Here is a 24,554-nt window from a genome sequence, read left to right on the forward strand (position 1 = left end):
GTTAACGGGGCAGGGCAGATCAAAAGCCAGATCAAAAGCAACAGCAGCCGAGGCGGCCTAGTAGCCGACCTGGCTTTGGGTTTACGCGTGATTCTGTGGGAGCGAGCCTGCTCCGGGCGGCTAGTCGGCTGAAGCCTTTATTTGATCGTTCCCACGCTCCTCGTGGGAATGCAGCCCGGGCCGCTTCGCGTTCCAAATCCTGCGCATAAAAAAAACGCCGCCCCTTTCTCAAGGGGCGGCGTTTTTTATGGCGGTGCAGTCTTAGGCTTGGATCACTGGGATCTTGGCGTTCGCCGCGGATTCACGGAACTCGGCGATCTGGTCGAAGGACAGGTAGCGGTAGACATCGGCCGCCATGCTGTCGATCTTGCCTGCGTATTCCATGTATTCCTCGACGGTCGGCAAGCGACCCAGGATCGACGCAACGGACGCCAGCTCGGCCGAGGCCAGGTAGACGTTCGCGCCGTCGCCCAGACGGTTCGGGAAGTTACGGGTAGAAGTCGACACCACGGTGGAGTTCGGTTCTACACGTGCCTGGTTACCCATGCACAGCGAGCAGCCCGGCATTTCCATGCGCGCGCCGGCCTTGCCGTAGATGCCGTAGTAGCCTTCTTCGGTCAGTTGGTGAGCGTCCATTTTGGTCGGCGGCGACAGCCACAGACGGGTTGGCAGCTGACCCTTGACCTGATCCAGCAACTTGCCGGCAGCGCGGAAGTGACCGATGTTGGTCATGCACGAACCGATGAACACTTCGTCGATCTTCTCGCCAGCAACGCTGGACAGCAGACGGGCGTCGTCCGGGTCGTTCGGCGCGCAGAGCACAGGCTCCTTGATGTCGGCCAGGTCGATCTCGATCACTTCGGCGTATTCGGCGTCGGCATCGGCTTCCATCAGCTCCGGGTTGGCGATCCAGGCTTCCATCGCTTGGGCGCGACGTTCCAGGGTGCGCACATCGCCGTAGCCTTCGCTGATCATCCAGCGCAGCAGGGTGATGTTGGAGTTCAGGTACTCGGTGATCGACTCTTTCGACAGCTTGATGGTGCAACCGGCAGCCGAACGTTCGGCCGAGGCGTCGGACAGCTCGAAAGCCTGCTCGATGCTCAGGTTGTCCAGGCCTTCGATTTCCAGGATGCGGCCGGAGAAGGCGTTCTTCTTGCCTTTCTTCTCGACGGTCAGCAAGCCAGCCTGGATCGCGAAGTAAGGAATGGCGTGAACCAGGTCACGCAAGGTGACGCCCGGTTGCATCTTGCCCTTGAAGCGCACCAGGATCGATTCCGGCATGTCCAGTGGCATCACGCCAGTGGCGGCGGCGAAGGCCACCAGGCCGGAACCGGCCGGGAAGGAAATGCCCATCGGGAAACGGGTGTGCGAGTCACCACCGGTGCCGACGGTGTCTGGCAGCAGCATGCGGTTCAGCCACGAGTGGATGATGCCGTCGCCCGGACGCAGGGAAACGCCGCCGCGGGTCATGATGAAGTCAGGCAGGGTGTGGTGGGTGGTCACGTCGATCGGCTTCGGATACGCCGCGGTGTGGCAGAAAGACTGCATCACCAGGTCAGCGGAGAAGCCCAGGCACGCCAGGTCTTTCAGTTCATCACGGGTCATCGGACCGGTGGTGTCCTGGGAGCCGACGGTGGTCATCTTCGGTTCGCAGTAGGTGCCAGGACGCACACCGGCTACGCCGCACGCCTTGCCGACCATTTTCTGCGCCAGGGTGAAGCCCTTGGTGCTTTCGATCGGGGCATCTGGTTTCTTGAACAGGTCAAACGCCGGCAGACCCAGTTCGGCGCGGGCCTTTTCGGTCAGGCCGCGGCCGATGATCAGCGGGATACGACCGCCGGCACGGACTTCGTCCAACAGCACTGGCGTCTTCATTTCGAAGGTAGTCAGGACTTCATCGGTACCGTGCTTGCAGACTTTGCCGGCATGCGGGTACAGGTCGATCACGTCGCCCATGTTCATGTTGGTGACGTCGAATTCGATCGGCAGGGCGCCGGCATCTTCCATGGTGTTGTAGAAGATAGGAGCGATCTTGCTGCCGAAGCAGAAGCCGCCAGCACGCTTGTTCGGCACGTGCGGGACGTCGTCGCCGAAGAACCACAGCACCGAGTTGGTGGCAGACTTACGGGAAGAACCGGTACCGACCACGTCGCCGACGTAGGCGATCGGGAAGCCGGAGTTACGCATTTCTTCGATTTGCTTCATCGGGCCGATGGAGCCCTGGACGTCTGGCACGATACCGTCGCGAGCCATTTTCAGCATGGCGAGGGCGTGCAGCGGGATGTCCGGACGGGACCAGGCGTCGGGGGCAGGGGACAGGTCGTCGGTGTTGGTTTCGCCGGTGACCTTGAACACGCGCAGGCTGATCTTGTCGGCCAGGACCGGGCGGTTTTTGAACCACTCGCCGTCGGCCCAGGACTGGATCACGCCTTTGGCGTGTTCGTTACCGTTGCGTGCTTTTTCGGCGACGTCGTGGAAGGCGTCGAACATCAGCAGGGTGTGCTTGAGTTGAGCGGCGGCGACCGGCGCCAGTTCAGCGCTGTCGAGCAGGTCGACCAGGGTCACGATGTTGTAGCCGCCCTGCATGGTGCCCAGCAGTTCAACGGCGCGTTTCTTGTCGAGCAGAGGGGAGCTGACTTCGCCTTTGGCCAGGGCGGAGAGGAAACCGGCCTTGACGTAAGCGGCTTCGTCAACGCCTGGTGGAACGCGATTGGTGATCAGGTCAACCAGGAAAGCTTCTTCGCCGGCCGGAGGATTCTTCAGCAGCTCGACCAGGCCTGCGGTTTGTTCGGCGTTAAGCGGCTGGGGAACGATACCCAGGGCTGCACGCTCTTCGATATGTTTGCGGTAGGCTTCAAGCACAGTTATTACCCTCATCAGTGGTCCCAAATGGGTGTCCGGGACGCTCATCCCGAAATGACCGTACTCATGCGCTGTGTGGCGTTGTGGGCCACTTAGCCAGAATTACCGGACATTCCTTACAGAAGCTGCTTTCAAAGTTTTACGCCTGCAGAGAGGGGAGCTGATGAGGGTCGGCGCTGATTGTTTCCCCGCTGGAAAAAATCACCGCCAACACCACTCTGAAGGAACGACTGTGCTCGTGACGCTTTGAAAACAGCTTCTAACGGACATTGGCGCCTAAAAAGGCTGGCTGATTCTACGGCAAAAAAAAAATTAACGTAAGCCGGGGGTTATTGGACTTTGGTGGCGTAATGCGCGGCGCGTGCCGGTTCGCCGGGCCCTGAGCCCCTAGTGTTTGAGGGGTGATGAATGCCCGGCAAAGGGCTAACATGCCGACCTGTTCCGCTTTTCCGTATGCTGCCTTCTATGCCCAATCAGACCATCAAGACCCCCTGCGTCGGCCTCTGCTCCACTGTTTACGGTGACTTGGTGTGCCGTGGCTGCAAGCGTTTCCACCATGAAGTGATTCACTGGAACGGTTACGACGAGGATGCGAAAACCGCGGTGTGGCTGCGTCTGGAGCAACTGCTGTCACAGGTGATGGCCAGCAAACTGGAGATTTTCGATCCGGCGTTGCTGCGCCTGCAATTGGAGCAACGGAAAATCCGCTTCGTGCCGCATCAGTCGGAATACTGCTGGGCCTACCAGTTGATCGCCCGGGGGGCGCGGGTGATCAACAATCTGGAAGCCTACGGCATGGTGCTGCTGCCGGAATTTCGTGAGTGGGCGCTGCCGGAGTTGCGTGATGCCATCGATCGCGAGTTTTTCTTGCTGTCCGAGGCGCATTACCAGCGCTACATCGCGCCGGGTTTTTTAAAGGATGCGTTTGGCGGCTGAGCAGTGGTGGGGGGTTGGATCGTTGAACACGTTCCTGAAGCTTGAAGCTCAAAGCTTGCCGCTCTCGCTTACCTCCCCACAACCAGCTCCTCGAGATGATCCGCCACTTCCTCTGGCTTGAGCACCAGCACATCGCTCTCCACCGCATCCAGCACCACTTCCGCGGTATTGCCGATCAGCGCCCCCGACAGCCCGCTGCGGGCCACGGTGCCGATGACGACCACGGCGGCTTTGAGCTTGTTGGCCATGAAGGGGATCAACACGTCCGCCGGGCCTTCTTCGATGTGCAGGTGTTCGTCGTCGATGTCGAATTCCGCCTGAAACGCCCGGCACTGCTCGCGATAACTGGCTTCGATGGTTTCCTTGAGCTGGAACACCGGGTCGGCGGCGGACAGCATCGGTGACGGGTGCGCGCTGATCACATGCAAATGCGCCTTGGCCAGGCGCGCGATGTCGTAGCCGTGATCGATGATCGTCCCGTGCAGGTGTCGGTGCTCCAAGTCAGTGTTGCCGACGTCGATGGCCGCCAGAATCACCCCGTCCTTCCAAGAGTTGGCGGTTTTCACCAGCAGCACCGGGGTCGGGCAGTGGCGCAGAAGCTTCCAGTCGGCCGGGGTCAGTAGGGCTTTTTTCAATGAGCTGTCGGGAAAATGCTGCTTGATCACCAGGCCGCAGCCCTCGGCCTGCTGCACCAGGACGATGGTTTCATGCAGGCTTTCATTCCATGCCTGCTCGGTGGTGACACAGTGGCCGTCCTCCAGCAGCGCGTCTTTGAGCGTCCTGAGGTGTTCGGAATGGTCGTGTTTCTTGTCACAGATCAGCAGGTGCAAGTGCGCCTGAGTCACCCCGGCGATCAGTGTGGCGCGCTTGAGGGCCAGGCTTTCCGGGTGTTCCGGCTCGATGACCACCAGGATGCTGCGGATGGCTTGCATGATCGCGATCTCCAGAAAAAAAAACAGCGTTGCACAACTATAGTTGCTGCCCGGCAAAGCGAGCATTGATGCCTGTCAACGACGGCGACTGGTGGTCTGCGGGCCGGTCGGTATAATCGGCGCCCTTTGTTACGAACCTTTTTGTCCGTGAGCCCCATGATCCTTCCCGAAATTCACGAGTTCCTCGGCTGCCGCACCCCCGATGGCTGGGTCCAGGCGGCGCTGGCGGATCAGGAAACCCTGCTGATCGACCACAAGAACTGCGAATTCAAGGCTGCCAGCACTGCGCTGAGCCTGATCGCTAAATACCATTCCCACGTCGACCTGATCAATCTGATGTCGCGCCTGGCGCGCGAAGAGCTGGTGCACCACGAGCAAGTGATGCGCCTGATGAAACGCCGCAAAATCGAGCTGCGCCAGTTGTCCGCCGGGCGCTATGCCTCGGGTTTGCGCAAAGTGGTGCGCAGCCACGAACCGGTGAAACTGGTCGACACGCTGGTGGTCGGTGCTTTCATCGAAGCTCGCAGCTGCGAGCGTTTCGAAGCGCTGGTGCCGCATCTGGACGAGGAACTCGGCAAGTTTTACTTCGGCCTTCTGAAGAGCGAGGCGCGGCACTTCCAGGGGTACCTGAAGCTGGCCTACCAGTACGGCGACGCCAAGGACATCGCACAGGTGATCGACCGGGTCCGCGTGGCCGAGCAAGAGCTGATCGAATCGCCAGACGTGGAATTTCGCTTCCACAGCGGCGTGCCGGCATAACCTCGCTATGGGAGCGAGCCTGCTCGCGAAGGCTATCTCACGCCTGGCGAGCTCACCTCACTTCACCAACCCCAGCCGCTCATGCCACTGCGCTATTGACTCCTCGGGGTACACCTCAAACTGCTTGTCCTTAGGCTTCACCTCGACCTCCACCCACGGCGCCCGGGAGCCGAGCATCAGGTGGGTGGTCTGCGGCGGCACCGGCAGCGGGGTGTCGATGGCCGAGGCGAACGGGTGGATCAGGTCCGGCCATTCCGGGCTGAACAGCCACAGCCCCGAGCCGCACACCGAGCAAAAATGCCGCTCTGCCGTGCTGCGATGGGCGCGCTGGTCGCCAGGTTCCTTGAGCTTCGCGTGATAAATCGCAATGTGCTTGCGCCCACGCACCTGCAGGCTGTTGGCGTCGCCGGCAATGTTGATCGCAAAACCGCCGCCGCCCTGGGTTTTGCGGCAGATCGAGCAATAGCAGCGTTGATAAGGGTAGGGGTGGGCGCTGGTCAGGTCGAACGACACCGCGCCGCAATGGCAGGAACCTTCGAGTTGCATGGTCAAGCCTCCGTGAGTGTGCACGGGTTGAGACAGCCATGACCTCTGGCTGGTTTCCTTGGAAATTGACGGTCGGTCCGGAAGCGGCGATGACGATGCTGGCCGATTCGCGGGAAAGCCCGCTCCCAGTGGTGATTTGTGCTGGGCGCTATTTCTGGTTAAGCGCCGGACTCGGCACCCGCCACAAATACCACGCCGCCACGGTCCGGAAGGGACTCCAGGCCCGTCCAACCTCGATCATCTGCTTGCGGGTGGGTTGCACTTCCAGTCCCTTCAATCGGCGGTAACCTTCGCGCACGCCGAAGTCGTCCGCCGGCAGAATGTCCGGGCGTTCCAGGCTGTAAATCAACAGCATCTCAACGGTCCAGCGACCGACGCCATGCAGGCTGACCAGGCGTTCGATCAATGCTTCATCGTCCATGGCCAAGGCCGTCGGGTAATCCGGCACCACGCCGTCCAGGGTCGCTTGGGCGATGCCCTGGATCGTGGCGATCTTGCGCGCCGAGAAGCCGCAACCGCGCAGTGCGTCGAATTCGGTGGCCAGCAATTGCGTCGGCGCCGGAAACGGACTTGAGGGATACAGCCCCAGCAAACGCCCGACAATCGCGTCGCCGGCCCTGGCATGCAGTTGCTGATAGGCAATCGCCCGCACCAACGCTTCGTAGGGATCGCGGGCCGGTTTCGGTTGATGCAGGCACGGGCCGATGGCGGCGACATGGCGCCGCCAGTCGTCATCCAAAGCGGCGAGAAACTCGCTGGCCGCGCGGTAAGGGTCGCTCATCAATGATGGCCTGGCCTCAACGGTTCGGCGGGCACGCATTGCCGGCGCTGTTGGCGCCTTGCACGATCGCCGCCGCAAGGCGTTTGACGTTGTTCTGCTGCGCCGTCACCAGTTCATCCAGGCTTGCGCCGGACGGGGTTTGCAGCACGCTGCGGCAGGTCTTGAACAGCGCCGGATTGCCGGGCTCCAGCGGGCGCAGGCGCCAGGTGGCGTCGATCAAACCGTACTGACCGGGAATCGAATCGAACCGTTGCACATCCACTCGCAGCGAATAGCGACGGCTCAGGCTGGCATTGGCCAGTTGATCGACCAGGGCGTTCTGCATTTCATCCATCAGGCTCGCCCCCCACCATTCGGTTTCGAGGATCGCCAAGCCGCTGTTGCCCTGGCGCACCACCATTTGCGGGCGGTCGACCTGGGGCGGCACGGTCAGCGCCTCGAACTGAATCTGGCTGCTGGTGCCGGGAATGGTCCCGGCATCCTGCGGCGGGATCAGCGTGTGATAGTGGATCGGGTCGCTACGGCACGCGGCCAGCAGCAACGCCATGCCCAGCAGAGGAAGTTTCAACGAAAGCGTCATGCGCAGAGTCCTTTGATCAATTACCCGATGGCCGCAAGTCTTGCGCCGGTGCGTCTTTCGGCCGGCCGCGCAGCAGCGATTCCGGGTTGCGGCCCAGGTAGTCCGACAGTTCGCGCAGCGAGCGCGACATGCGGCTGACCTCGTCCATGGTTTGCTTGAGTTGTTCGCGTTGCGGCGAGTCTTCGGCCAGGGTCGAATTGGCCGATTGCAGGGTTTTGCTCACGTCTTGCAAAGTGGTTTGCACGCCGGGCAGTGTCTTGGCGTTGAACTGCGCCAGGCCTTTGCGCAGTTCCACCAGGTTGCCGTCGAGGTTGCTGGCGATGCGCTCCACCGGCAGCGCGTTGATCTTGTCGATCATCGTCTGGAATTTCTCCTGCAACTGTTCGAGGCTGCCGGGCAGGGTCGGGATCACCACCGGCCGGGCGTTCGGGTCGAACGCGACTTTCGGGGCTTTCGGGTAGAAGTCCATGGCGATGTACAACTGGCCGGTCAGCAAATTGCCGCTGCGCGCCTGGGCGCGCAAGCCGTTCTGGATAAAGGTGCCGATCAACCGCGCACCGGCAGCTTCGTCATCCGGGTTGTGGTTCAGCGCCTTGAGCATCTTCACATTGGCCTGGCCCAGCCGTTGCGGATAAATCACCACGCCCACCTGCACCGGGAAGGTCTTGGTGGCTTCGTCGAAATCCAGGTTGACCGACACCACGCGGCCGAACTCGATGCCGAGGAATTCCACCGGCGCATCCACCTTGAGCCCGCGCAAGGCCTGGTCGAAGCGCATGGTCAGGTACTGCGGCTTGCCGTTCGGTGGGGCGAGGGCGGTGGTCTGGTCGGCGAACAAATCGTACCCGGTGTTTTCCGCGGCGGGTTTATCGTCGGGGCTGTAGATCGGCGCGCGGAAGGCGATGCCGCCCACCAGCATCGACGACAGTGATTCAGTCTTCAACGCGAAGCCATTGGCGCCGACGCTGAGGTCGATGCCGCTGACGTTCCAGAACCGGGTGTTTTCGGTGACGTAGGCATCGTTGGGCGCGTGGATGAATACTTCCAGGTTGACCCCTTTGCCGTCGGCGTCCAGGGCATAGGCCACCACCTGACCGACCGGGATCTTGCGGTAGTAGACCGGTGAACCGATGTCCAGCGAACCAAGGTCCTGAGTGCGCAGGGTGAAGCGCTTGCCAGGTTCGCCGTAGGTGATCGGCGGCGGGTTCTCCAGGCCCTTGAAGCTTTTCGCGCGGTTGTTGGACTGGCCGATGTCGGCACCGATGTAGTCACCGGACAGCAAGGTATCGATCCCCGACACGCCACCCGCGCCTATCCGCGGTCGCACCACCCAGAATTTCGAGTCTTCGCGGGTGAAGGTTTCCGCTTGCTTGGCCAGTTTAACCGTGGCCACCACATTTTTCTGGTCATCGCTCAATTCGACGTCGGACACATGGCCGATCACCACGTTGCGGTAGCGCACCTCGGTTTTGTTGGCGGTCAGACCGTCGCCGGTCTTGAAGGTCAGGGTGATGGTCGGCCCTTCCTGCAGGATGCTGTGCACCACCAGCGAGATCCCCACCAGCACCGCGACGATCGGCACGATCCACACCAGCGATACGCTGAAGCGTCGGGTCTTGACGGCGGCCCGGCCAGGCTCGGGACGTTCGTCAGGGTTATGCGGGTTCATCCGTGATCTCCTCGTGGTGCAAAAGGGTAAGTCGTCATAACACATCCCATAAATCGCGGACGTCGCGCCCGGCAATGCGGATCAGCAGCAGGCTGAGGGCGGCAAGGGCGAACAAGCCGATACCAGGCAGCACGTCGAGCAGCCCGGCGAGTTTGAACACCGCGACCATCGCGCCCAGCAGGCAGACTTCAAGCATGCTCCAAGGGCGCAGGGTTTCCAGCCAGCGCATGCACAGTTTGAAACCGGGGCAACGCTGGCCGCTGAGGGCGAAGCTCAAGACCCAGATCAGCAACAGTAACTGGAACACCGGGGCAATGATGATCGAAATCGCCGCCACCAGGGCAATAAACGTGATCGGCCCCTGGCTCAGCGCCAAGACCGAATCCCACAGCGTCGCGCTGTTTTTGCGACCCTGCAGGCCGATGCTCATCACCGGGTAAAAATTGGCGAACACCCACAGCATCGCCGCGGTAAAACTCAAGGCCAGGCGTTGTTGCACGGTCAAGCCGTTATAGCGCTGCAACACGCCGCCGCAGCGCAGGCATAGGGTTTTCTGATGTTTGGCGAGGGTGACTTTTTCGTAGACGCAGTCACAGTGCTCACAAATGATCAGCCGGTCGTTGGTCACCATGGAACACGCTCAAGGCAAGGCAGGAAAAGGCACAGCACCCACACAATATAGAATCGTGTGGAGATTGAGCAAATCGCTGCCCGGCGCGCGCGGCTTCGGTTTATTCTTGACGCCGCAGTCCCCGGGGCCCGCGCACACAACAAACGCGGGCCGCGGGATGCGCTTCGCCAGATTTCCAGGACGCTGCAATGAATATGAAGTCCACTTTGCCCGAGCCGATTCCCGGCGCCCGTCCGGTCCACCTGCCGGGGTTGATCGCCTTCGAATGCGTGGCGCGGCACATGAGTTTCGCCCGCGCGGCCGCGGAGCTGGAGGTGACGCCGACGGCGATGTCGAAAACCGTCAAGCAGCTTGAAGCACAACTTGGCGTGCGCCTGTTCAACCGCACCACCCGCAGCGTCGGCCTGACCGAATCCGGCACGCAACTGCTCGATACCCTCGCGCCGGCACTGGAGCAGATCCGTGCGTCGGTGCAACGGGTACACGACACTGCGACCCGGCCGTATGGCGCGCTGAGAGTCAATACCTCCTACGTGGCCTATGCGTCACTGATCGAACCCCATGTGCAGGACTTTCTGGCGCAATACCCGGACATCACCCTGGATTTTTCCGTGGACAACGGCCTGAGCGATATCGTCGGTGGTGGTTTTGATGCCGGCATCCGCCTCGGCCACGCCTTGCAGCGCGACATGATCGCGGTGCCACTGGGTGGCTTGCAGCCGTTGCTGGTGGTCGGTTCGCCGGACTACCTGGCGCGTTCGGCGCCGCTGCACACCCCGGAGGACTTGCTCAACCACGACTGCATTCGCCAGCGCCTGAACAACCGCACGCGGATCCTCAGCTGGACCTTTCGTTTGGGCAAGGCCAGCATCGAGATTGATGTCAAAGGACGGCTGATGCTGGATGAAATGCGCACGACGGTGTCGGCGGCGCGCATGGGCTGTGGTCTGGCGCTGGCGTTCCGGCCGTTTGCCGAGGCGGAGTTGGCCAGCGGCTTATTGGTCCCGCTGCTGGAAAAGTATTCGCCGCCCGCTGAAGCCTTCCATCTGTATTACCCCAGTCGCGCGCAGATGCCCGGCAAGCTGCGAGCGTTCATCGACTTTTTCCAGGCCTGCAACCGGTAGCACCAGCGGCTGCCAGTGCACCGTGTTTTGCCAATCGGGCACCGCTTGCGACAGGCTCAGGCGCAGGGTCGACAGCATCCGGTAGCGGGTGCGGTCGCGTTGCAATTCCCCTAGCACCAGTGATCGGCTGACGAGCCGGGCCAAGAGGTGCGCGACCGGCACCCCGTCGAACGCCCCGCCCGCACTGATCGCGCGCACGCTGCGCAGGGTGAACGGGCCGTCGATAGCGCCGAGCCGCTGTGCTAACGCCAGTTCGGCGTGGCTCAGGCTCGACAGTTGATCCTCATACAACGCCGCCAATGACGGGTGGCGGCGACTGGCGCCCGGATACTCCAGCTTCAAGAAACCGCCATCCTCACGCAGCTCCTCCAGCAAGGTGCGAACGCCGAAAGTTTCGACGTGGGCGGCGGCCAGCTGCAAGGCGAAGGGCAAACCGTCGAGTGCGTGACACAGCGCCACCACGTCTGCCAGGTTGCGCGGGGTCACGGCAAACTCGCCGGCCGCTTGCGCGCGCTCGACAAACAGCTGAATCGCCGGCCATGACATGGCCTCGGCGACCGTGCGCACTGCACCGGGCCTGGCGCTCGGTAACGGTAGGAGCCGCAGCACTGATTCACCGGGCACGTGCAACGGTTCGCGGCAGGTGACCAACAGGTGCAAGTGCTCGGCCCACTGACGCAGGTCTTGCAGGGCTTCGCTGAATGAAGTGTCCTGCCGGTCGAGATTATCGATCAGCAGCAGCACGGGGCGGCTGCCCAGGCGTTGGCCAAGATGCGTGGCCGATTCACCGTGCAGTGCGTCCATTTGCAGGGCGCGGGCGATCCGTTCGATGAGGTTCGCCGGGCGGCCGTCCGCCAGATCAATCAAGTAACAACCGCCGGGATAGGCCGCGCTGTTGGCGTGGGCGGCCGCGAGAGCCAGGGCACTTTTGCCGACGCCGGCGGGTCCGGTCAGGGTCACTAGACGTTGTCGGCGCAGGCGCTGGAGGAGGGCGCGCAACTCGCTGCTGCGACCGATCAGCTCGATCAGGGGCGCCGGCAAGGTCTTCAGAGCCGACCTCGTGCGGTGATTGACCTCCGGTGTGTTGCTCGCGGCATTGCTCGGCGCATTGACCGGTACAACAAATCGATAGCCGCGTCGCGGCACTGTCACGATGCAGCACGGCGATGCTTCCCCCAAGCACAGGGCCTTGCGCAGCGCCAGGATCTGCGTGCGCAGGTTGCATTCTTCCACCACCAGGTTGGGCCAGACGCGGGCGATCAAGTGGTGCTTGTCGACGATCTCCCCCCGTTTCTCCAGCAGCACCGCCAGCACGTCAAACGCCCGCGAGCCCAGGGCTACCGGTTGTTCGTCGCGAAACAGCAATTGCTGGCTGACCGATACGCGAAACGGGCCGAAGCGAATCACGCTTTCGTCCGCCACGGCGGGGAAGTCCGCAGGGGAGTCTGCGGTGGTGAGCGAGGAAGGGCTGTCGAGCATGGTGTTCCCCGTGGCGAGTTCAAGGCTGGCCCGGCCGGAGGCCTGTACCTTCGGCATGTTACGGAGTGCGGCGGGACGGGATAAGGTGCACAAAAGTTAATGCGTATTGAACCTGTGGTTCACAATCAGCCGACGGCCGAGTTGATCCCCCGGCGCGGCCCTTCACAATAATCCACAACATCTCACTGCCTTTTCCCGTCCCGCAGCGGCACTGTCAGGCCTGACGTTGCCGTGGCAATGCATTGCCGATGAGGAAAACAATGAGCCAGACCATCAACATTAATGGCGTAGACCATACCGTGGACGTCGATGACGACACCCCGCTGCTCTGGGTGTTGCGAGACGTGCTGGGCATGACCGGGACCAAATTCGGCTGCGGCATGGCGCTGTGTGGCGCCTGCACCGTGCACCTGAACGGCACCGCGATCCGTTCCTGCGTAACACCCGTCTCGGCGGTGGTCAGCCAGCCGATCATCACCATCGAGCACATTGGCGAAACCGACGCCGGCAAGAAAATCCAGGCCGCCTGGCTGAATGCCGAGGTGGTGCAATGCGGCTACTGCCAGTCGGGGCAGATCATGTCCGCCACCGCGTTGCTGGCGAGCAATCCCAAACCCACGGACGCTGATATCGACGCGGCCATGGCCGGCAATATCTGCCGTTGCGGCACTTATGTGCGTATCCGCGATGCGATCAAGCAAGCGGCGGGCCTCGCCACCGCACTGCCGTTGGAGGCCTGAGATGGCGATTGAATCGACTGCGAAAAAAGGCCTGACCCGACGTAATTTCCTGGTATCCAGCCTCACCGCCAGCGGTGGTTTACTCGTGGCCATGCATTGGCCGGTCAGCGCACTGGCGGCCACCACGGCGCCGGGCAAATCCTTGCAACCGAATGCCTTTATCCGTCTGCAACCCGATGGCGCCGTGACCTTGATCGTGCCGTTCGTGGAAATGGGCCAGGGGATTTTCACCTCGGTGGCGATGCTGGTGGCCGAAGAGCTGGAAGTGCCGCTGTCCAGCGTGCACATCGAACAGGCACCGGCCAATGAAGCGACCTACAAGCACCCGATTTTCGGCACACAATTGACCGGCGGCTCGGCGAGTATCCGCGCCGGTTACGCCAGCATGCGCAAGGCGGCAGCGACCGTTCGCGTGTTGCTGGTGAGCGCGGCGGCCAAGCAATGGAAGGTCACGCCGGACAGTTGCAAGGCGCAAAACGCCCAGGTGCTGCATGTCGCCAGTGGCCGTTCGTTGTCTTACGCGGCGCTGTTGCCGGTCGCCGCCAAACTGCCGGTGCCGGCGGATGCCGAGTTGAAGAAACCGGCGGATTTCACCCTGATCGGCACGTCCCGCCATCGCAACGACAGCGCGGGCAAGGTCAATGGCACGGCGTTGTTCGGCATCGACGCGAAAATCCCTGGCATGCTCCACGCCGCCGTGGTCGCCAGCCCGGTGCTCGGCGGCAAGGTGGCCAAGGTCGATCAGGCGCCGGCGCTGCAAGTCCGTGGCGTCAAGCAGGTGATCGTGCTGGATGACGTGGTCGCGGTGATCGCCGAGCACACGGGGGCGGCGCGCAAGGGCCTGGCGGCGTTGACGGTCGAGTGGAGTGACGGGGTCAACGGTGCCGCGTCCACCGAGCAGATGCAGGCAGCGCTGGTCGAGGCGCTCAAGGGCAAGGGCATCATTGCCAAGGAAAAAGGCAGCTTCGACGAGGCCTTGAAAGCGCCGGGTGCACGGCAGATTGAGGCGGTCTACCACTCGCCGAACCTGGCGCACGCGACCATGGAGCCGATGAACTGCACCGTGCGCGTATCCAAAGATAAATGTGAGCTATGGCTCGGCACCCAGGCGCCGGTTCGCGCGCAAGCCGCGGTGGCCAAGTTGACCGGTCTGGCAGTGGAGAAGGTGCAGATTCACAACTACCTGCTCGGGGGTGGATTCGGCCGCCGCCTGGATGTCGATTTCGTCGAGCAGGCCACGCGCCTGGCGTTGCAGGCCAAGGTCCCGCTGAAGGTGACGTGGAGCCGCGAAGAAGACATGCGCCACGACGTCTATCGACCGCACTACTACGACGAAATCGCCGCGGTGGTCGATGCCAAGGGCCAGCCCACCGCGCTGCGCCACCGCTTTTCCGGCTCGGCGGTCTCGGCGCGTTATGCCCCGCAGTGGATGGCCAACGGCCTCGATCCGGACGCCATCGACGGCGCCGAAAGCTCCTATGACTTCGATAACCTGTACGTGGAGTTCGTCGCCCATGAACCGGCCGGGCTGACCACCGGTTTCTGGCGCGGCGTAGGGCCGACGCACAACATGGGGGTGCTGGAAAACTTCGTCGATGAACTCGCGGCCAATGCCGGGCAAGATCCGGTGGCGTATCGCCGGACCTTGCTGAAAAGCAAGCCACGGGCGCTGGCGGTGCTCGACCTGGCGGCGGAAAAGGCTGGCTGGGGCCAGCCAACGACAACGGTGCCCGGCAGCGGGCGCGGGGTGGCGGTGGTGACGTCGTGGAACAGCTTCGCGGCGATCGTGCTGGACGCGACCGTGGGCAAGGACGGCCAGGTGACGGTGACGCGCATCGTCACTGCCATCGATTGCGGACAGGCGATCAACCCGGACGGGGTCATCGCGCAGATCCAGGGCGGTCAGTTGTACGGCTTGACCGCAGCGCTGTTCGGCAAGATCACGCTGAACAATGGCCGGGTGGAGCAAAGCAACTTCCACGACTACCCGATCCTGCGCATCAACCAGGCGCCCAAGGTCGAAGTGTATTTGGTGGACAGCCACGAAGAGCCGGGCGGCATCGGTGAAATCGGCACGGCGGTGGTGATGCCGGCGGTGTTGAATGCGGTGTTTGCGGCCAGTGGCAAGCGGTTGCGCAACTACCCGGTGGATCCGACGTTGTTGCAGTCGGTGTAAGGGGCCTCAGCACTGGAGACACGGTGGGAGCGAGCCTGCTCGCGAAGGCATTACTTCAGGCAATGAAAATGTGTCGCCTGACAGTACGCCATCGCGGGCAAGCCCGCTCCCACAGGTTTCGGTGGTGTAAGCAGTAATGAGCAACACCACAAATCCCTGTGGGAGCGGGCTTGCCCGCGATGAGGCCGCTTCGGACAGTGAATATCTTGCATGGGAATGCAGGCTGGGACGCTCCGCATTCCGCTCTGGACCTGATGCTTATTTCAACGTCACCGTCCCTTTCATCATCCCGATATGCCCAGGAAACGAGCAGAAAAACTGGTATTGCTGATCGGCACTAAGTTTGGCGACATCAAAGGTCACTGAGTCTTTTTCGCCGCCGCCAATGACTTTGGTGAAGGCGATGACGCGAGGGTCGCCTTCCTTCAAATAGCTTTTGTCGACCCCGGCGCTGATGCCGTCGGCGGCGATGGCTTGGGCGTCCGCGGTCTTACTCAGTACCCAGTTATGGCCCATGACGTTTTTCGGCAGCTTGCCGCTGTGCTGCAGGTTGACGGTGAAGGTCTTGCAGCTTTTGTCGATCTCGATGGCTTTGGTGCTGAACGTCATCTGGTCGGTGGAGTCGACCGTGACTTCACACTCCGCGGCCAGCAGTTGGGCGCTGGCCAGGGTCAACAGGGATGCAGCGACAAGCTTGCCTATCATGGTGATTGCTCCGTGGGATGAAAAAACGTTACGCCTTGCAAGTCAGTCACCGGAGGCTGGCGCCGACTTCATCGTCAAATAATGCATGCCGAATTCACCTTCAAGCAGGCCATGGCTGTCGCTGAGAAAGGCTTGCAGGTAGGGGGTTTCGAAGTGGCTGTCCAAGTCTTCCCGGGAGCGCCAGTTTTCGTACATGACCCACACCGCCGGATCATCGTTGGATTGGTGCACGTCGTAGTTGATGCAGCCGGGTTCCTGGCGCGACGCGTCCACCAGTGCAAGCAAGCGCCGGCCCAGGGCTTCTTCGTTGCCGGCGCTGGCACGCAAAAAGGCTACCAGGGAAAGTTTTGTCGCCATGACGGTTCCTCAAGTTGAAGCGACACCCGCCGGGTGTCGCGTGGGCGTGATTCACGCCGGTTGTTCGAAGGTGCCAGGGCTGGCGGTGGTGGCGGTCCATTGCGCGGTGCGTGTTTGGCTGGCCCGTTCGAGCGCTGCCTGGGTGCCGGCGATGTCGAGGTCGGCGGTGTACACCGGCGTCCCCGGCTGCTGGCGCCACGACTCGCTGAGCGGACCAGTGTCGACCGCGTCAAAGCCGACCTCGCTGACCAGACCGAACACCACCTGCTTGGCCTGGGGATTGTCCCCAGAGACGGGCAGGGCGATACGGTTGGCGGCGCCGGGCGCGGTGGCCAACTGGTCGAGGTGGGTGGCGTAGATATTGTTGAAGGCCTTGATCACCGGGTGGCGCAGGTGGTTTTCGACCCACACGCTTTCCAGTTGCCCGGCCTCGATCTCGGCGATTTTTCCATCCCGCTCACGGGGGTAGTAATTACCGGTGTCGATCACGATCGCGCTGGTTTTGGCCCGGTCGAACAGGCCTTTTGGCAACTGCGGCACGTTTAGCTGTGGAATGGTCACGACGATCACGTCGGCCTCGTCCACCACTTGATCGATATCGCAAGCCTGGGCGCCTATTTCAGCGGCGAAATCCGCCAGGCTCGCCGCGCCACGGGAGTTGGTGATGCGCACGCTGTGGCCGTGCTCGGTAAAGCGTCGGGCGAGGATTTTGCCGATGTTGCCCGTGCCGATAATGCTGATGTTCATGCCATGAAGTCCTCACACAATAAGCCAGGGTTGCCCGCTGAAAAGAGTGCAAAGCGGTGCACAACCAGTGTTCGGCGCGGGACCGGCACACGCCAGTGAAGGTTTGTGGAATGCTGTGGAACAGCCACTCAGGCCTCCTCTTGGCGCAGCAACTGGAAGAACCGCGAGCGCAGCCATTGTTCGGCGGGCTCGTTGTCATGGGTGCCGTGCCACGCCATCGACAGGTCCATGCCGGGATGCTCGAACGGCAGCGGCAAGGCTTTCAGGCCAGGGTTGCTGGCCATCGCTTCGGCGACATAGTTGGGGACGATGCCGATCAGGTCGGTGTCGAGCAGCAGCGATGGCAGTGAATTGAATTGCGGAATCGCCAGCACCACGGTCCGGCGCCGATCCAGTTGCAGCAGGTATTCGTCGACGAAGCCGTGCATGTCGCCGCTGTACGACACCAGCACATGCGGGCGGGCGCAGAATTCGTCGAGGCTCAGGGCGTCGCTGCCGTTGTCGGCGCAGATCACCGTGGGGTGCATGCGCCGGATGGTCCGACGCTTGGCATTGGCCGGCAGGTCCTGAGTGAAACTGATGCCCATGCTGATTTCGCCGGAAGACAGCATCGAAGTGATTTGCCAGACGTTGGCCCGGCGGATCACCAGCTTCATCAGCGGCGCTTCGAGGCGGATCTGCCGCAGGACTTTCGGCAGCAGCGCGTATTCGACATCGTCCGAGAGGCCGATGCGGAAGGTTTTGTCCGCGGACTGCGGGGTAAACGGTGTGCCTTCACCAATGGCGCTGGACAGCGAATCGAGCACTGGGGAGATCTTCACCAGCAGCTCATTGGCCCGCGCGGTGGGCTCCATCAGGCGTCCGGTGCGAACGAACAGCGGGTCATCGAAGAACTCCCGCAATCTGCGAAGTGCCGCGCTGATTGCCGGTTGCCCGAGGTAGAGCTTCTGAGCGGCGCGGGTCAGGCTGCGGTCGAGCATCAAGGTCTCAAACACGATCAACAAATTAATGTCGATTTTCCTCAAGTCATTGCGGTTCATGCGCGTCCTCGATGCCCTTGATTCTTCGGTTATTGCCAGAATAGAGGGCGTTGCGCTTTGACAATGTCAATTGATGTGAAAGCGGTCCTGGGCCTGGACTATGCACTTCAGGTTCATAGATCACGAAGCAATTACGGGGTTCTGCGAGGCAATGCCCGGCGCTAATGTGGCGTGCCCAGACGGGCCGAGGAACGGGAAACATGCGCCATCTTGATGTTCAGGTGATCGACCAGGCGTTGCACTGGGCCCGCGCGGGGCAGGCGCAATGGCTGTGCACCGTGCTCTCGACTTACGGCTCGGCGCCACGGGCACCGGGGGCAATGCTGGTCAGCGACGGGCGTGGCAAACACGTGGGTTCGTTGTCCGGTGGTTGCGTCGAGGACGAGTTTCTCGAGAGCCTTGCGCGGGGCGAGTTTCGCGATCCAGCGCAGATTGTCCGCTATGGCGACAGCGCCGAACAACGCCAGCGCTTGCGTCTGCCGTGCGGCGGGGTGTTGATCGTGTTGATCGAGCATCGCGCGGCGACGCCGGAATGGATCGAACATCTGCAACAGTTGCAAGGCGCGTTACGCGGCCAGCGCCGTTTGCGGCGACAGGTGGAGTTGAGCAGCGGCGGGGTGCGCCTGGACGACGGCGAACAGGGCGGCGAGCGGGTGCGGATCATCGATGAAACGGTGCACATCAGTGTCGGCCCGGCGCTTCGCCTGATCCTGGCGGGGTTGTCACCGGTCGCCGAGTTCTGCGCCAGTTTTGCCCGAGCGGTGGGCTGCGAGGTGATCGCCTGTGATCCACGGGAAGAGATGTTTCATGTGCAGCTCGAAGGCGTCGACATGCAGCGGGTGCTGCCCTCGATGTTCATTGCGGCCGGTGGCTGCCACGGGGCGACCGCCGTCGTGGCGCTGACCCACGACCCGAAGATCGACGACCTGGCGCTGATGGAAGCCGTACACACCGAGGCGTTCTACATCGGCGCCATGGGCTCGCACGCCACCTCCGCCAAACGCGCTGAACGCCTGCGCCGCATCGGCGGCCTCACCGACCAGCAAATCGCCCGCCTGCACATGCCCATCGGCCTCGACCTCGGCAGCAAAACCCCGGCCGAAATCGCCTTGGCCGTGATGGCGGATGTTCTGCGGGTGTATCACGGCAAGCCCAGGGATGCTTTGTAAGTTGCGTCCACCACATAAACCTGTGGGAGCGAGCCTGCTCGCGAAAGCGGTGGGTCAGTTGGCGCATGAGCTGAATGTGGTGACGCCATCGCTGGCAAGTCGAATCGTCGCACCGACCCTTTTCACGGAAAACCCGGGATGGAAAACGACAGAGGCGACGCATGGGCGTCGCCTCTTGATCAGTCAGCCGCGCTTGGGCAACTTCCAGTTCGGTCGGATGAAATGGCAGGTGTAGCCATTCGGCAGGCGTTCCAGATAGTCCTGGTGTTCCGGCTCGGCTTCCCAGAACGGGCCGGCCGGGGTGACTTCGGTGACCACTTTGCCGGGCCACAGATCAGAGGCCTCAACGTCGGCGATGGTGTCCTCGGCGACGCGTTTCTGCTCGTCGCTGAGGTAGAACAGGGCCGAGCGGTAGCTGGTGCCGATGTCGTTACCTTGGCGATTGACCGTGGTCGGGTCGTGAATCTGGAAGAAAAACTCCAGAATCTGCCGATAGCTGATCTGCTCGGGGTCGAACACAATCTCGATCGCTTCCGCGTGCGTGCCGTGGTTGCGATAGGTGGCGTTGGGTACGTCGCCACCGGAGTAGCCCACCCGCGTGGTGAGCACGCCCGAGTAGCGGCGCAGCAGGTCCTGCATGCCCCAGAAGCAGCCACCGGCGAGGATGGCGGTTTCGGTTTGCGTGGTCATGGACAATCATTTCCTCAGTGAACGGGCGCGTCAGCCGCGCCGTTTTGCCTGTTACTGGTTGCCGATCGGGCTGTTGAACTGGTCGCTGTAGTTTTCACTCATCAGCGTGGATGCGACGCGATCGGAGCCAACGCCAGCGCGCGAGTAGGCCAGGCGCCCCGCGCCCACACGATCGGCACCGTCACGGGCCAATGCACCAGCGCCCACGCGACTGGAACCGTCAGCCGCCAGGGCACCGGCGCCAACGTGATCGGAACCGTCAGCAGCCAGAGCACCTGCGGCATTGCGTTCTGCGCCACTACGGGCCACGGCACCTGCGCCGACACGATCCGCGCCATCGGCAGCCAAGGCACCTGCGCCTACACGGTCAGCGCCGTCAGCAGCCAGAGCACCTGCAGCATTGCGTTCTGCGCCACTACGGGCGACAGCGCCTGCGCCTACACGATCCGCGCCGTCAGCAGCCAGAGCACCGGCAGCGTTGCGCTCTGCGCCGCTACGGGCGACAGCGCCTGCACCAACACGGTCAGAGCCGTCAGCAGCAACAGCACCGGCGCCCACGCGGTCGGAACCGTCAGCCGCCAAAGCACCTGCAGCATTGCGTTCTGCGCCACTACGGGCGACAGCGCCTGCGCCTACACGATCCGCGCCGTCAGCAGCCAGAGCACCGGCAGCATTGCGTTCTGCGCCACTACGGGCGACAGCGCCTGCGCCTACACGATCTGCGCCGTCAGCAGCCAAAGCACCGGCAGCATTGCGTTCTGCGCCGCTACGAGCGACAGCGCCTGCACCAACACGGTCAGAGCCGTCAGCAGCAACAGCACCGGCGCCCACGCGATCGGAACCGTCAGCAGCCAGAGCACCTGCAGCATTACGTTCCGCGCCGCTACGGGCCACAGCACCTGCGCCTACACGGTCAGAGCCGTCAGCGGCCACAGCACCGGCGCCCACGCGATCGGAACCGTCAGCTGCCACGGCACCGGCGCCAACGCGATCGGAACCATCAGCAGCCACAGCACCTGCGCCTACACGGTCAGAACCATCCGCCGCTACAGCCCCGGCGCCCACACGATCCGATCCATCCGCCGCCAAGGCGCGCACTTCGGCGGCCCAGGTCGTTGGCACTACCACGCTAGCCGCGAGTGCCAATACAACGCCTGAAAACAACTTGTATTTCATGGTGTTCTCCAAAATCCGTCAGTCACATAGCGAATAAGTAGGTGATACATGATGCCGGCGACATAAAAAAAACAGGCGCTCCGGGCTGATCACGTTGACGATGGCACAGGTGCGCGCTAAACGCACGGGTGTCGACGTATAGCACGTCACACAAATAACAAGCTCGTTGAGTATAGATCGCCTGGGGCCAGTGGCCTGCAGTAGTGACCGTCGGTTGGCGGCAGCGTTCCGCGCCGGATCGGCAAGCACGGGGCTGAGTCGGGTGACCGGCAAGTAGAGTGTGGACCTCTGTGTGTTGTTTATCGCCCTACGACGCCCAAATTCACTTTTTTCAGAACATCGGTAGCCCCGATTGCACGGTGTGCAGAAGCGCGCGCGGCACCTTGAACCGCGCCGCGTCCCGGGCCGGCGGCAAGCCGTAGAGCCGAGCGTATTCGCGGCTGAACTGCGAGGCGCTTTCGTAGCCGACGGCGAACGCGATAGAGGCGGCGTCTCGCGGTTCGAACAGCAGCAGCCACCGCGCCCGCAGCAGGCGCAGGTGTTTCTGGTATTGGATCGGCGTCATGCCGGTGATGGCTTTGAAGTGTCGGTAGAACGCGGCGACGCTCATGTCGCTCATCGCCGCCAGCGGTTCGACGCGGAACGGCTCGGTGTAGTGCTCGCGAATCCACTGCGTGGCGCGACGGATTTGCGCCAGGCGCCCTTCCGGGCGGGCGATCTCTCGCAGTACGCCGGCCAGCGGGCCTTGCAGCACGCGAAAGAGGATTTCCCTTTCGATCATCGGCGCCAGCACGGCCGCTTCGTTGGGGCGGTCCATCAGCCGCATCATTCGCAGCCAGGCATCGATTAACTCATCTGGCGCTGGCACCGCGCAGAACCGTTGACGCTCAGACGTCGATTCGGCGCCGGTATGCTCGGCCAGCAGGCTGGCGATGATGGTCGGGTCGAGGCTCAGGCTGATCGCCAGGTACGGCAAGCCGGGACCACTGGCGTGAATCTCGCCGGTCGCCGGCATATCCACCGGCACCAGGAAATAGCTGACTGGCTCGTATTGCATCACTTGATCGCCGATCGACAGCGACTTCGAGCCCTGCAGCACCAGGTGCAACATCGGCTGATAGACCTGATTGGCGCAGGCCTCGGCCCGGACCATGTCCACCCGTGGCAGACCGGTGGCGGTCCATTTGTCGTGCGCGCGCATGACCAGGCTGCGCAGTTCATCGATGGCTGTATTCATGGCTCCGAACATGAGCCAGCGCCGTCGGCAAAGCAAGGCTTGCGATAAGAATAGGCAAGGATGGGAGAGTAACCGGCAAGGGTTTGCACAGTGGTTGCCCGAATACTGTCGCTCAACGGCAGGACCGGTTGTGTGGCATCGACCACCAGCGCCTGCACAGATCACTTGACGATAGAGAAGGTTACTCCATGAAACTCGAAGGCAAAATTGCAGTGGTCACCGGCGCTTCCAAAGGCATCGGCGCGGGTATCGCCAAGGCCTTGGCGGCGCAAGGCGCCACCGTGGTGGTCAATTATTCGTCCAGCAAAACCGAGGCCGACGCGGTGGTCGGGTTGATTCAGGAGCAGGGCGGCCGCGCCGTGGCGGTGCAGGCCGACATGAGCCAGGGCGCCGATGTGGTACGCCTGTTCGACACGGTAAAAAGCCAGTTCGGCACCCTGGATATTTTGGTGAACAACGCCGGCGTCGCGGTATTCCAGATGATCGAGGACCTCACCGAAGAGGCCTTCCATAAGCAGTTCAACCTCAATGTGCTGGGTTATCTGCTGGCGGTGCGTGAGGCGGTGAAATTGTTCGGCCCGACGGCCAGCGTGATCAACATCAGCTCGATCCTCAGTACCGACCCGTACCTGGCCTCCAGCATCTATTCGGCAACCAAAGGCGCGGTCGACACCTTGACCTTCGCGCTGGCGAGGGAACTGGGGCCGCGCGGAATCCGGGTCAATTCGATCCTGCCAGGCCACACCAACACCCCGGCCACGGCGGGCAATTTTGACGGCGCGTTTGGCGAACAACTGGTGGCCGGAACGCCGCTGCGACGTTTTGGCGAGCCGGAAGACATCGCACCGCTGGCGGTATTCCTGGCGTCGGAGGATGCGCATTGGATCACCGGCGAATCGATTCGGGCCTCGGGTGGTGTGCGCGGTGTGGGGTATTGAGGGCTTAGCGGCGTCTGGCTGTGGCCAGTCGTTGTGGAGTTGAACCGGTTGCGCGATACCAAGCTGATCTTTCCCGTCTGCAGCTGCTGAAACCAAGTATCGTGAACATCGGCGCGGGCTTTGCTAAATTCCCACGGCTAACCGGCGGCGTCGCGCTGCTTCACAGACTGAGCTTCAGATTCGGAACCGTTCATGGCCAAGAAACCCCCAGCGTCCTTCCCCGGCACCCCAGCGAAAAAGGGCGGCAACCTGACCCTGATCGATGTGGCCAAGGTCGCGGGGGTGTCGCCAATGACGGTCTCGCGGGCCTTGCATCGGCCGGAATTGGTGACCGAGGAAACCCGCGAGAAAGTTCGCGAGGCGGTGCGCCAGACCGGTTACGTGTCGAACATGCTGGCCGGTGGCTTGGCCAGCAACAAAAGCCGTTTGGTGGCGATTTTCCTGCCGACCATCGCCAACTCGATCTTCGCCGACACCGTGCAAGCGCTGATGGATCGCCTGACCCAGGCCGGTTATCAGACTTTGCTGGGCCTGACTGGTTATTCCGCCGAGCAGGAAGAAAAACTGCTGGAGGCAGTGCTCGGCCGGCGCCCGGATGGCATCGTCCTGACCGGTACGCTGCACACCGAATCCAGCCGTTTGCGCCTGGCGCAGGCCGGTATCCCGGTGGTCGAGGCCTGGGACTTGAGCGAAGACCCGCTGGACATGCTGGTGGGCTTCTCCCACGAAAAAGTCGGCGAAGCCACCGCGCGGCACCTGCTGGACAAAGGCTACAAACGCTTCTCGGTGGTGAGCATCAGCGACCCCCGTGGCTTGCGTCGTTGCCACAGCTTGATTGCCGAACTCAAGCGTCACGGCATCGAGCAGGTGCCGATGCAAGTGCTGGCGCCGCCGGCGACGCTGGAAGTCGGCAGGGAAGGGCTGCGCCAGTTGTTGGAACAAGCCGAGCGGCCGGACATCGTGGTGTGCAGTTCCGACACCGTGGCCCAGGGCGTCTTGGCTGAAGCGGCCAGCCGAGGCCTGAATGTCCCGACAGATCTGGCCGTCATGGGTTTCGGTGATCTGAGCAGCGCCGCGCAGGTGTATCCGGCCTTGTCGACAGTCAGCGTGGATGGCAAAAACATCGGTCTGCAAGTGGCGCAGGCGTTGCTGGAACGCTTCGACTACCCGGCGGGCAGTCATGATCCGGTGCGCATTGATACCGGGTTTACCCTGATTGATCGCGCCAGTACATGAGCGAGTGGAGGGGCTTGGCAGGTGATCTGTGTTGCCTGGTACGA

At 62.5% G+C, this 24,554-nt stretch carries 23 protein-coding genes and 1 pseudogene; 9 read left to right on the forward strand and 15 right to left on the reverse strand.

What is annotated here, in order from left to right; all coding sequences use genetic code 11:
• Window positions 1-261 precede the first annotated feature (261 nt).
• Window positions 262-2,862: a bifunctional aconitate hydratase 2/2-methylisocitrate dehydratase gene (gene acnB, locus RG836_RS22390; RefSeq protein WP_310849715.1), complete on the reverse strand. Its 2,601-nt coding sequence runs from the start codon at window positions 2,860-2,862 to the stop codon at window positions 262-264.
• A 465-nt stretch (window positions 2,863-3,327) separates the two neighbouring features.
• On the opposite strand from acnB, the gene RG836_RS22395 reads away from it, so the two are divergent.
• Entirely contained in the window at window positions 3,328-3,798 is a 471-nt protein-coding gene (locus RG836_RS22395) for a DUF1289 domain-containing protein (protein WP_310849659.1), read from the forward strand.
• Between the two features lie 68 nt (window positions 3,799-3,866).
• Here RG836_RS22395 and RG836_RS22400 read toward each other — a convergent pair whose 3' ends face one another.
• Complete coding sequence (locus RG836_RS22400; RefSeq protein ID WP_310849660.1) at window positions 3,867-4,730, reverse strand: universal stress protein; 864 nt, start codon at window positions 4,728-4,730, stop codon at window positions 3,867-3,869.
• 156 nt (window positions 4,731-4,886) lie between these two features.
• Here RG836_RS22400 and RG836_RS22405 point away from each other — a divergent pair, with 156 nt between their 5' ends.
• Window positions 4,887-5,489: a MiaE family protein gene (locus tag RG836_RS22405; RefSeq protein WP_310849661.1), complete on the forward strand. Its 603-nt coding sequence runs from the start codon at window positions 4,887-4,889 to the stop codon at window positions 5,487-5,489.
• 57 nt (window positions 5,490-5,546) lie between these two features.
• Here RG836_RS22405 and RG836_RS22410 read toward each other — a convergent pair whose 3' ends face one another.
• The 5 genes from RG836_RS22410 to RG836_RS22430 form a co-directional block, all read right to left on the reverse strand.
• A complete protein-coding gene (locus tag RG836_RS22410; RefSeq protein WP_310849663.1) occupies window positions 5,547-6,035 on the reverse strand; it encodes a GFA family protein in 489 nt (162 codons plus the stop codon).
• 148 nt (window positions 6,036-6,183) lie between these two features.
• Window positions 6,184-6,816 carry a DNA-3-methyladenine glycosylase family protein gene (locus tag RG836_RS22415; protein ID WP_310849664.1) on the reverse strand — a complete coding sequence of 211 codons (633 nt, stop codon included), beginning with the start codon at window positions 6,814-6,816 and terminating at the stop codon, window positions 6,184-6,186.
• Between the two features lie 16 nt (window positions 6,817-6,832).
• Window positions 6,833-7,396, reverse strand: coding sequence for a PqiC family protein (locus RG836_RS22420; protein ID WP_310849665.1), 564 nt, complete (start codon window positions 7,394-7,396; stop codon window positions 6,833-6,835).
• Window positions 7,397-7,412: 16 nt separating this feature from the next.
• Complete coding sequence (locus tag RG836_RS22425; protein WP_310849667.1) at window positions 7,413-9,065, reverse strand: PqiB family protein; 1,653 nt, start codon at window positions 9,063-9,065, stop codon at window positions 7,413-7,415.
• 34 nt (window positions 9,066-9,099) lie between these two features.
• Complete coding sequence (locus RG836_RS22430; protein ID WP_310849668.1) at window positions 9,100-9,696, reverse strand: paraquat-inducible protein A; 597 nt, start codon at window positions 9,694-9,696, stop codon at window positions 9,100-9,102.
• Window positions 9,697-9,884: 188 nt separating this feature from the next.
• Here RG836_RS22430 and RG836_RS22435 point away from each other — a divergent pair, with 188 nt between their 5' ends.
• Window positions 9,885-10,820, forward strand: a complete 936-nt coding sequence (locus tag RG836_RS22435) for a LysR family transcriptional regulator (RefSeq protein WP_310849670.1) — start codon at window positions 9,885-9,887, stop codon at window positions 10,818-10,820.
• A 657-nt stretch (window positions 10,821-11,477) separates the two neighbouring features.
• Here RG836_RS22435 and RG836_RS22440 read toward each other — a convergent pair.
• A pseudogene (locus RG836_RS22440) lies at window positions 11,478-12,356 on the reverse strand (winged helix-turn-helix domain-containing protein); the annotation flags it as partial.
• 203 nt (window positions 12,357-12,559) lie between these two features.
• Between RG836_RS22440 and RG836_RS22445 the strand changes: the two are divergent.
• Together RG836_RS22445 and RG836_RS22450 are read left to right on the forward strand one after the other, a co-directional pair.
• Entirely contained in the window at window positions 12,560-13,039 is a 480-nt protein-coding gene (locus tag RG836_RS22445) for a (2Fe-2S)-binding protein (RefSeq protein ID WP_310849672.1), read from the forward strand.
• A gap of 1 nt (window position 13,040) precedes the next feature.
• A complete protein-coding gene (locus RG836_RS22450; RefSeq protein ID WP_310849674.1) occupies window positions 13,041-15,215 on the forward strand; it encodes a xanthine dehydrogenase family protein molybdopterin-binding subunit in 2,175 nt (724 codons plus the stop codon).
• Window positions 15,216-15,473: 258 nt separating this feature from the next.
• Here the strand turns inward: RG836_RS22450 and azu are convergent, their stop codons facing one another.
• From azu to RG836_RS22470, 4 genes are all read right to left on the reverse strand, one after another.
• Complete coding sequence (gene azu / locus RG836_RS22455; protein ID WP_310849676.1) at window positions 15,474-15,920, reverse strand: azurin; 447 nt, start codon at window positions 15,918-15,920, stop codon at window positions 15,474-15,476.
• Between the two features lie 42 nt (window positions 15,921-15,962).
• Window positions 15,963-16,277, reverse strand: a complete 315-nt coding sequence (locus tag RG836_RS22460; protein WP_310849679.1) for a putative quinol monooxygenase — start codon at window positions 16,275-16,277, stop codon at window positions 15,963-15,965.
• A gap of 51 nt (window positions 16,278-16,328) precedes the next feature.
• Window positions 16,329-17,024, reverse strand: coding sequence for an NADPH-dependent F420 reductase (locus RG836_RS22465; RefSeq protein WP_310849680.1), 696 nt, complete (start codon window positions 17,022-17,024; stop codon window positions 16,329-16,331).
• Window positions 17,025-17,152: 128 nt separating this feature from the next.
• A complete protein-coding gene (locus RG836_RS22470; protein WP_310849682.1) occupies window positions 17,153-18,064 on the reverse strand; it encodes a LysR family transcriptional regulator in 912 nt (303 codons plus the stop codon).
• A 200-nt stretch (window positions 18,065-18,264) separates the two neighbouring features.
• Here RG836_RS22470 and RG836_RS22475 point away from each other — a divergent pair, with 200 nt between their 5' ends.
• Window positions 18,265-19,233: an XdhC family protein gene (locus tag RG836_RS22475; protein ID WP_310849684.1), complete on the forward strand. Its 969-nt coding sequence runs from the start codon at window positions 18,265-18,267 to the stop codon at window positions 19,231-19,233.
• 183 nt (window positions 19,234-19,416) lie between these two features.
• Here the strand turns inward: RG836_RS22475 and msrA are convergent, their stop codons facing one another.
• Window positions 19,417-19,923 carry a peptide-methionine (S)-S-oxide reductase MsrA gene (gene msrA / locus RG836_RS22480; RefSeq protein ID WP_310849686.1) on the reverse strand — a complete coding sequence of 169 codons (507 nt, stop codon included), beginning with the start codon at window positions 19,921-19,923 and terminating at the stop codon, window positions 19,417-19,419.
• Between the two features lie 51 nt (window positions 19,924-19,974).
• Window positions 19,975-20,130, reverse strand: a complete 156-nt coding sequence (locus RG836_RS22485) for a hypothetical protein (RefSeq protein WP_310849688.1) — start codon at window positions 20,128-20,130, stop codon at window positions 19,975-19,977.
• Window positions 20,131-20,169: 39 nt separating this feature from the next.
• Here RG836_RS22485 and RG836_RS22490 point away from each other — a divergent pair, with 39 nt between their 5' ends.
• Window positions 20,170-21,081, forward strand: a complete 912-nt coding sequence (locus tag RG836_RS22490; RefSeq protein WP_310849689.1) for a hypothetical protein — start codon at window positions 20,170-20,172, stop codon at window positions 21,079-21,081.
• Between the two features lie 349 nt (window positions 21,082-21,430).
• On the opposite strand, the gene RG836_RS22495 is transcribed toward RG836_RS22490, so the two are convergent.
• On the reverse strand, window positions 21,431-22,336 hold the full coding sequence (locus RG836_RS22495) for an AraC family transcriptional regulator (protein ID WP_310849691.1): 906 nt from the start codon (window positions 22,334-22,336) through the stop codon (window positions 21,431-21,433).
• Between the two features lie 188 nt (window positions 22,337-22,524).
• Between RG836_RS22495 and RG836_RS22500 the strand changes: the two genes are divergently transcribed.
• A complete protein-coding gene (locus RG836_RS22500; RefSeq protein WP_310849693.1) occupies window positions 22,525-23,274 on the forward strand; it encodes an SDR family NAD(P)-dependent oxidoreductase in 750 nt (249 codons plus the stop codon).
• Between the two features lie 192 nt (window positions 23,275-23,466).
• On the forward strand, window positions 23,467-24,510 hold the full coding sequence (locus tag RG836_RS22505) for a LacI family DNA-binding transcriptional regulator (protein WP_310849695.1): 1,044 nt from the start codon (window positions 23,467-23,469) through the stop codon (window positions 24,508-24,510).
• Window positions 24,511-24,554: the final 44 nt, after the last annotated feature.

Source organism: Pseudomonas rhizozeae, from assembly GCF_031583775.1.
Lineage (GTDB): Bacteria > Pseudomonadota > Gammaproteobacteria > Pseudomonadales > Pseudomonadaceae > Aquipseudomonas.